The organism is Nonomuraea sp. NPDC004702 (assembly GCF_053601695.1).
The window spans coordinates 114907-121719 of record NZ_JBSGCE010000032.1; the positions used below are offsets into that span (position 1 = coordinate 114907).

The following is a 6813-nucleotide window of genomic DNA, read 5'->3' on the forward strand; positions in this document are numbered from 1 at the left end:
CGGGCGAGCGCCCGGGACCTTGGCAGGCGTGTCATGCGTTGAGACTCATACGGGGGTGCTAGTGATGTGGAACGCTACCGACCGCAAAGGGAAAGAAAGGATGCCCAACATGGCAAGCGTCGAGGAGTGCCGGGCGGCACTGGCCAGGCTCGTCGCCCAGTTCGACGAGATCGGCGCGGAGGATCGTGCCAAACACGTGGTCGAGCGCACGGTCAGCGCCCGGGTCTCCGACCTCGACCTGATCTTCTACGGGCGGCTGCACCACGGGGGGCTCGACCCGTTCACCGAGGAGCCGCCGGCGGGCGGCAAACCGGCCGATGTGAAGATCACCATCGCGAGCGACGACCTGGTCGCGCTGGTCGACGGCGAACTGGATCTGGCCCGTGCGCTGCTCGGAGGGCGGGTGAAGATCGACGCGAGCTTCGGCGACCTGCTGCGCCTGCGCAAGCTGATCTGACCGGTTCCGTTCAGGCGGCTGTTCAATGTCCTACGCAGCTGCGCAGCGCGGGTGTTCGCTGTCAGGCGACTACTCGGCGCGTGCGTTAACTGTTAGGCGACAAGCGAACAGCGAAGCTGCCCCTCGACCCCCGACCGACTGAGCCGCCCTCCGGCGGCCACGTCGCCCCCATCTGACGCTCCCCGCGATCACCGGCACTGCCCCTGCACCACGCGCGTGGATGAGCCCGTCGTGTTGCGAGCCGTGGAAGAAGGACGCCGTCACGACAGGACTCGTGGGCTCCTGGCCGCTGCTGGGCGGGAGAGGCAAGGCCGAGGCGGCCCCCCGCGCCGGTCGTCTCACCCCACGCGCTTCAGGACGTCCTTGATCGCGTCCTCCCCGATCTGCCCTTCGCCCGCGGCCGTCCAGGCGGCGTCGCAGGCTGCGCGCAGGCCGTCGATCCGGCTGCCGTCGCCTTCGAGGTGCAGCGTCCCGTCACGCCACTCGGCCCGCCATCCCCCGCAGGCGCCGTCCCGCACGTCGGGATAGGGCTGGACCAGCGCGCCGAGGTCCTCGGCCAGGTACGTGGGCCGGTGCCGGGGCGCAGCGGTCAGCACGTCGAGCGGGGTGGCCACCCCGGTGAACACCAGCAGGCTCTCAACCCCCGCGTTGGAGGCCCCTTCGATGTCGGTGTCCAGCCGATCCCCCACCACCAGCGGCCGCCGAGCGCCCGTACGGATCATCGACTCCCGGTGCAACGGCGGATCCGGCTTGCCGGCGTACACCGGTTCAACCCCAGTGGCGGCGGCGATGACCCGGACCATTGCCCCGTTCCCCGGCAGTTCACCCCGCCCAGTCGGCATGGTGCTGTCGCCGTTGGAGGCCACGAACAGCGCGCCTTGCCGTACGGCCAGCGCCCCCTCCGACAGCAGGGCGTACGACAGACCGGGAGCGATCCCCTGAACCACCGCCGCGGGCGACTCGGCCGCGACGGACACCGGCCTGAGCCCATGAGCACGTACGGCCACCCGCAGCCCCGACCCGCCCACGACCAGCACCGCGGCGCCCGGAGCCACCCGCTCGGCGACCAGTCGCGCGGCCGCCTGCGCCGAGGTCACCACATCGGCCGCCGTGGCCGGGACGCCGAGTTCCCGCAGGTGGGCGGCGATGGCGGCGGGCGTCCGGGAGGCGTTGTTGGTCACGTAGGCGAGCCGGACCCCCTTGCCCTGCGCCTCCTCCAGCGCCTGCCTGGCCCCGGGAACCGCGTGCTGTCCGAGATAGACCACACCGTCGAGGTCGAGCAGCAGGGTGTCATAGCCGTCAATCAGCACAGCGCCTCTTCCCGTTTGACTCTCACGCCGCGTGAGACTTTAGCGTCGCCTTCGTACCCCGCCACAGGAAGCCCTCTCCTCGTGGATCGGGAAACCCGTACCCGACACCGGAAGGACGACCATGTCCCGCGAGCCCGACGCCACGACCGAGGAACGCATAGAACTGCTCGGCGCTCCCGCCCATGACGAGCACGCGGCGGAGGCCGAGGAACGCTGGGGCGGCACACACGCCTGGGCCGAATCCGCACGCCGCACCTCGACCTACACGCGGGAGGACTGGCGGCGACACGAGGCCGAGGCAGCCGCCCTCTCGGTCCGGCTCGCCGACGCGATGCACGCCGACGTCCCGGCAGACGGCGACCTCGCGATGGACCTGGCCGAGGAACACCGCGCCCACCTCTCCCGCTGGTTCTACGACTGCACGTACGACATCCACCGCGGCCTGGCCGACCTGTACGTCTCCGACCCCCGCTTCACCGCCGCCTTCGACCGCACCTCGCCCGGCCTGGCCGCCTACCTCCGATCCGCCATCCTCGCCAACGCCACCCGCCACGGCTGACGCCTGACCAGTCGCATAGACGTGACGGCACGCGTGGAAGGCGACGGCCGACAAGCCCGGAACTGGGGCACGGCCCTCAAGGCGCCGTTCTGCCGCGCAGCCCCCGGGCAAAGTCCCTCACGACAGCCTTGCGCCGCTTCCATGGGGGTGGAGCAGCCAAATGCGGCCACTGGCATGCCTGTTCCCTTACGCAAGGGCAGCCAGATGCAGCCACGGCATGCCTGCACGCTCGAACAGGAACGGCCTGGGCAGCCACGACGGCTGCATTCGCCGCACCACGCCCCCTGGGCATTCGGCTGGGAAAGCCACCGCACAGGCCCCTCATGTCCCAGTAGGTCATGTTCTCCACACAACCCGAGTCGGTCGCACAGCAGTGGGGTAGCCACTTCTCCGGTAATGGGCGGAGTCGTCAAGGCCGGCCAGGTGCTCGGGGTCGGCAGCGGGCAAGTGCCGCGATGTCTCCCTCAGCCGCCGTCAGCGGCTGGGGAACGCGCGGACATGGCCGCCCATGCGTGACGGCATGAACCCCTCGACGGCATGAACGCCTCGTCGAGGCCCCGGAAGGTTCTCAGCGACAGCGTCACCGACCAGGGCACGGCATAGTCGCGTGCCGGGCCACGGACACACACCATCCAGCACGGAGCCAGACCAAGAAAGCGCTCTGCTGCGACGACGCCCGCTCAGCACCACGGGCCGCGAGCAAACACCGCAGGGGCTCCCGTCCGAGCTGATGCCCCAGGGAGGATCGAAACGCCCAGCTGGCACAGTCGCTTGGGAGGCGACGTTCGCCATGGCCGGCTCCCGCGCCCGCCTGCCCCCCTACATCTCTCGGCGAGCCCTCAACGTCGCCCGCACACTCTTCAAGGCCGACACGTAATGCCGCTCGTCCGGCCGCATGGCCACCGCGATGGCCAGCGGCTCCTGAGCGCCTTCCAGATCCCCCGTACGCCACAACGACAAGCCCAGCCCGAAGTACGCATAATCCTCAGCCGGGTTCGCATCCACGATCTGCCGGAAGCTGGCCGCGGCCTCCGCGTACTGGCGGGAGTTGAACTGCGCCCGAGCCAGCGCCTCAAGGATGCTCCGGGACTGCGGCTCAGCAGCGGCGGCCCGCTCCAGCAACGCCGCGGCAGCCGCCGGGCTCCCCTCCTTCAGCAACTTCACACCACGCTGATACCAGTCGTAAACACCGCCCCCGGGAACGCCACCCACGGACTCATCGCGACCATTTCCGCCCTGAACCATGCGTGAGGACTCCTTCATCGCTGGACGACGAACCTCGCTCCCGCTCCGCCGCGTAAGGGGCGCGACAGCAAACGATTGGGGCAACTCCTGGTAGGCGCAAGCATTTATGGGAGCATGCCCGGTATGGGGACTCCTGAACTGCCGGTGCCTGACGGACTGGTGCTACGGCCCTTCCGAGGCGTACGTTTCGATGTCGAAGATCCCGCCAAGGTGACCTCCCCACCGTACGACCTGATCAGCGATGCGGACGTCGAAGCCCTCCTTGCCTCCCACCCGAACAACGTCGTCCGCCTCATCCTTCCCTGCAACCCCGAAGCGACACCCGCCACCGAACCCGGCACCCCTCGCGGCTCGGCCGGTACCCCGTCCAGACTCCGCCACCGGACCGAGGTGCCACTCGAAGCCCGCTACTCCGAGGCCAGGGACACCCTGAGGGCCTGGCTGGACGCCGGCGTCCTGGTGGCCGACGACACCCCCGCCCTGTACGTGTACGAGCAGAGCGGCCCGCACGTCCTCCAGCGTGGCCTGATCGGCGACGTCGGCCTGGTCGACCCCGCCGAACGCGTCATCCTCCCCCACGAGGACGTCATGCCCGGCCCCATCGCCGACCGGCTGGCTCTCATGAGCACCACCGAGGCCAACCTCGAACCCATCTTCCTGCTCTACAACGGCGACAACGGCAAGGCGACCCGCCTGGTGGACGAGGTGGCCGCCAAACGACCGCCCCTCGTCACGGCCGGAACCGAGGACGGCCTCACCCACCGGCTGTGGGCGATCACCGACCAGGACGAGATAGACGCCATCAACGCCGACCTGCGCAACCGTCAGGCCCTGATCGCCGACGGCCACCACCGGTACGCCACCTACCGCGTCCTCCAGCGTCAGGAGCACGCCGCCCGCCAAGCCCTGCGGGACGGAACCCACCAAGCCACGCCCTACGACCCCCAGGCTTCTCAGCACACCCCTCTCAACGCGCCTCCGGACCGCCTCGTAACACCCTCTCCCAGCCCAGTCACCTCGTTCCGGCACGAGCTGACCGACCACCTGGCCCATCCGTCAGCGGAACCGGCCTCCGCCCCGGCCGACCCCCGGCAGACGCTGGGCCCCTGGGACTTCGGGCTGGCCCTGATCGTCGACTCCACCGCCTACCCACCCGACCTCAAGGCCATCCACCGCGTCATCCCCGGTCTCCCCATGACCGAGGCCGCCGCCAGGGCCAGGGGCGCCTGGCAGGTGCACGACTTCGACGACCTGGCGCAGGGCCTGGAGGCACTGCAGCACGCGGCCGAGCCCGCCTTCCTGCTCGCCGGCGAGAGCGGCACCCATCTGCTCACCGACCCCGACCCGGTGCAGCTGAACCTGGCGATGCCGGACCACCATTCGGACCGCTGGAACTCGCTGAACACCTCGATCCTGAGCGAGTTCATCCTGCCCAAGGTGTGGGGCATGGAGGACGACGAGCGGGCCGTGCGCATCGTCCACCACGACACCGAGGCGGCGTTGCGGCTCGCGATCCAGACGGGCGGCACAGCCGTCATCCTCAAGCCGCTCATGGTCCATGACGTGCTGGCGGTCGCCGCGGGCGGCGAACGAGTGCCCCGCAAGTCCACCTCCTTCGGCCCCAAACCGCGTACCGGCCTGGTCCTGCGCACGTTCGCCATCGACTGACGCCGCCCCTGCCGCGTGGCCGCGCCTCCCCTGCCCCCCTCCGAGCGCTCTCCGGGGCGGCGCCTCGCCATCGCCGGCAAAGTCACCCCGCCCCGGCCAACTGAGCCACCTGCCGCGGCCCCCGGCTCGGAACCACCTCCTCAGACGGCTCAGGAACCGTCTCCTCGACAGGTCTGACGGCACTGACCTCCACCTCGTACCGCCAGATCTTGGCGGCGGCCGGGCCGAAGACCCGGCAGCGGAACGCGCCCGTCACCTCGATGAAGTCCCGCGGTTTGAGGCCCCGCACGATCTCCGCCACCTCGGGATCGAACGTGACGCACGGGATGCTGTCGGTGAGAGCCGGGCCTCGCCGGTGCCTGCGCCGGCGGCGGACGATGACGCGCCACTTCGTGGCCATGTCGCCGCTCGGCATCGCGTATTCCTCGACCGCCGCCGACAGCCGCCCCACCAGCACGACCTCGTTCCGATCCATTGTCGTCCTCCCGTTTGTGTTCCGGAGGAGATCACTCTCTACGATGAAGGGAAGCCCGGATCGATACGAACGTCGTTCTGGGGATGACGGATGTACGCGCGGGAGTGCCTGTGGACAACATCACCGCACTAGGCGGCGACGTCTATGAGATCGACACCAAGATGGCCGGATACGCGGGCATCACCGCCGGCTACCTGATCCTGGGAGATCGGCCGTGCCTGGTGGAGACGGGCACCTCGACCTCGTCCCCCGTGGTGCGCGACGCGCTCGCCTCGCTCGGCGTCGGCCCGGACGACCTGGCCACCGTGGTGGTGACCCATATCCACCTGGACCACGCGGGCGGTGTGGGCGACATCGCGAAGTTCTTCCCGTCCGCGCAGGTGGTGGTACATGAGAAGGGCGCGCGCCATCTGGCCGATCCATCGCGTCTGATGGCCAGCGCCCGGATGGTCTGGGGTGACCAGCTCGACACCCTCTTCGGCGAGCTGTCCCCCACCGAGGCCGAGCGGATCGTCGCCCTGGGCGACACCGGAGCCATCGACCTGGGCAACGGCCGCACGCTGAGCAGCCACTACTCTCCGGGCCACGCCAAGCACCACGTCGGCCTGATCGACTCCGCCACCGGAGACCTCTATGTCGGGGACGCCGCGGGCGTGTACCTGCCCCAGACCGGCGACCTGCGCCCCGCCACCCCGCCGCCGGACTTCGACCTTCAGACGGCCCTCGACTCGATCGCCCTGTTCCAGGCACTTGGTCCGCAACGGTTGTTGTTCAGCCATTACGGACCGGTCGGCGCCGTCCAGGAGACCCTTGAGCGGTCCGCCGAAGAGCTCCGGGTCTGGGTGGATCTCACCCGTCAGGCACACTCCGAGGGCCTCGACCTCGATCACGCGGTCGCCATGGTCCGCGACCGCACCAAGGAGCGCTACACCGCCCTGCAGTCGGACGACGTGACGGCCGAGCAGTTCGAGCTGCTGAGCGGCGCCCCGTCGAACGTCGCGGGCATCCTCCACTGGCTCAACCGCGTCGAACGATGACGACCGGCCGATCACACCCCATGTGACACAAAAGCTCCGCCGTACCCCTGATCATCAGGGGT

At 69.7% G+C, this 6813-nt stretch carries 7 protein-coding genes; 4 read left to right on the forward strand and 3 right to left on the reverse strand.

Going from position 1 to position 6813, the window contains the following annotated elements; all coding sequences use genetic code 11:
• Positions 1–109: 109 nt before the first annotated feature.
• Complete coding sequence (locus tag ACWEJ6_RS32955; RefSeq protein ID WP_387679916.1) at positions 110–457, forward strand: SCP2 sterol-binding domain-containing protein; 348 nt, start codon at positions 110–112, stop codon at positions 455–457.
• Positions 458–795: 338 nt separating this feature from the next.
• Here ACWEJ6_RS32955 and ACWEJ6_RS32960 read toward each other — a convergent pair whose 3' ends face one another.
• The gene (locus tag ACWEJ6_RS32960) at positions 796–1767 is read right to left on the reverse strand and encodes an HAD-IIA family hydrolase (protein ID WP_452428830.1); all 972 of its coding nucleotides are present in this window, start codon (positions 1765–1767) and stop codon (positions 796–798) included.
• Between the two features lie 121 nt (positions 1768–1888).
• Here ACWEJ6_RS32960 and ACWEJ6_RS32965 point away from each other — a divergent pair, with 121 nt between their 5' ends.
• Entirely contained in the window at positions 1889–2326 is a 438-nt protein-coding gene (locus tag ACWEJ6_RS32965; protein WP_452428832.1) for a TipAS antibiotic-recognition domain-containing protein, read from the forward strand.
• 819 nt (positions 2327–3145) lie between these two features.
• On the opposite strand, the gene ACWEJ6_RS32970 is transcribed toward ACWEJ6_RS32965, so the two are convergent.
• Positions 3146–3571, reverse strand: a complete 426-nt coding sequence (locus ACWEJ6_RS32970; protein WP_452428834.1) for a tetratricopeptide repeat protein — start codon at positions 3569–3571, stop codon at positions 3146–3148.
• 144 nt (positions 3572–3715) lie between these two features.
• Here ACWEJ6_RS32970 and ACWEJ6_RS32975 point away from each other — a divergent pair, with 144 nt between their 5' ends.
• Positions 3716–5239 (forward strand): DUF1015 family protein, encoded by a 1524-nt coding sequence (locus ACWEJ6_RS32975; RefSeq protein ID WP_452428845.1) that lies wholly within the window; start codon positions 3716–3718, stop codon positions 5237–5239.
• 82 nt (positions 5240–5321) lie between these two features.
• Here ACWEJ6_RS32975 and ACWEJ6_RS32980 read toward each other — a convergent pair whose 3' ends face one another.
• Positions 5322–5714: a single-stranded DNA-binding protein gene (locus ACWEJ6_RS32980; protein ID WP_387679904.1), complete on the reverse strand. Its 393-nt coding sequence runs from the start codon at positions 5712–5714 to the stop codon at positions 5322–5324.
• A gap of 83 nt (positions 5715–5797) precedes the next feature.
• Between ACWEJ6_RS32980 and ACWEJ6_RS32985 the strand changes: the two genes are divergently transcribed.
• Positions 5798–6751, forward strand: coding sequence for an MBL fold metallo-hydrolase (locus ACWEJ6_RS32985; protein WP_387679901.1), 954 nt, complete (start codon positions 5798–5800; stop codon positions 6749–6751).
• The last annotated feature ends 62 nt before the right edge of the window (positions 6752–6813 follow it).

Excerpts from the sequence above, each read along its gene's own strand:
- ACWEJ6_RS32955 (WP_387679916.1), top strand. The coding sequence starts at position 110 with ATGGCAAGCGTCGAGGAGTGCCGGGCGGCACTGGCCAGGCTCGTCGCC.
- ACWEJ6_RS32965 (WP_452428832.1), top strand. The coding sequence starts at position 1,889 with ATGTCCCGCGAGCCCGACGCCACGACCGAGGAACGCATAGAACTGCTC.
- ACWEJ6_RS32970 (WP_452428834.1), bottom strand. The coding sequence starts at position 3,571 with ATGGTTCAGGGCGGAAATGGTCGCGATGAGTCCGTGGGTGGCGTTCCC.
- ACWEJ6_RS32980 (WP_387679904.1), bottom strand. The coding sequence starts at position 5,714 with ATGGATCGGAACGAGGTCGTGCTGGTGGGGCGGCTGTCGGCGGCGGTC.
- ACWEJ6_RS32985 (WP_387679901.1), top strand. The coding sequence starts at position 5,798 with ATGACGGATGTACGCGCGGGAGTGCCTGTGGACAACATCACCGCACTA.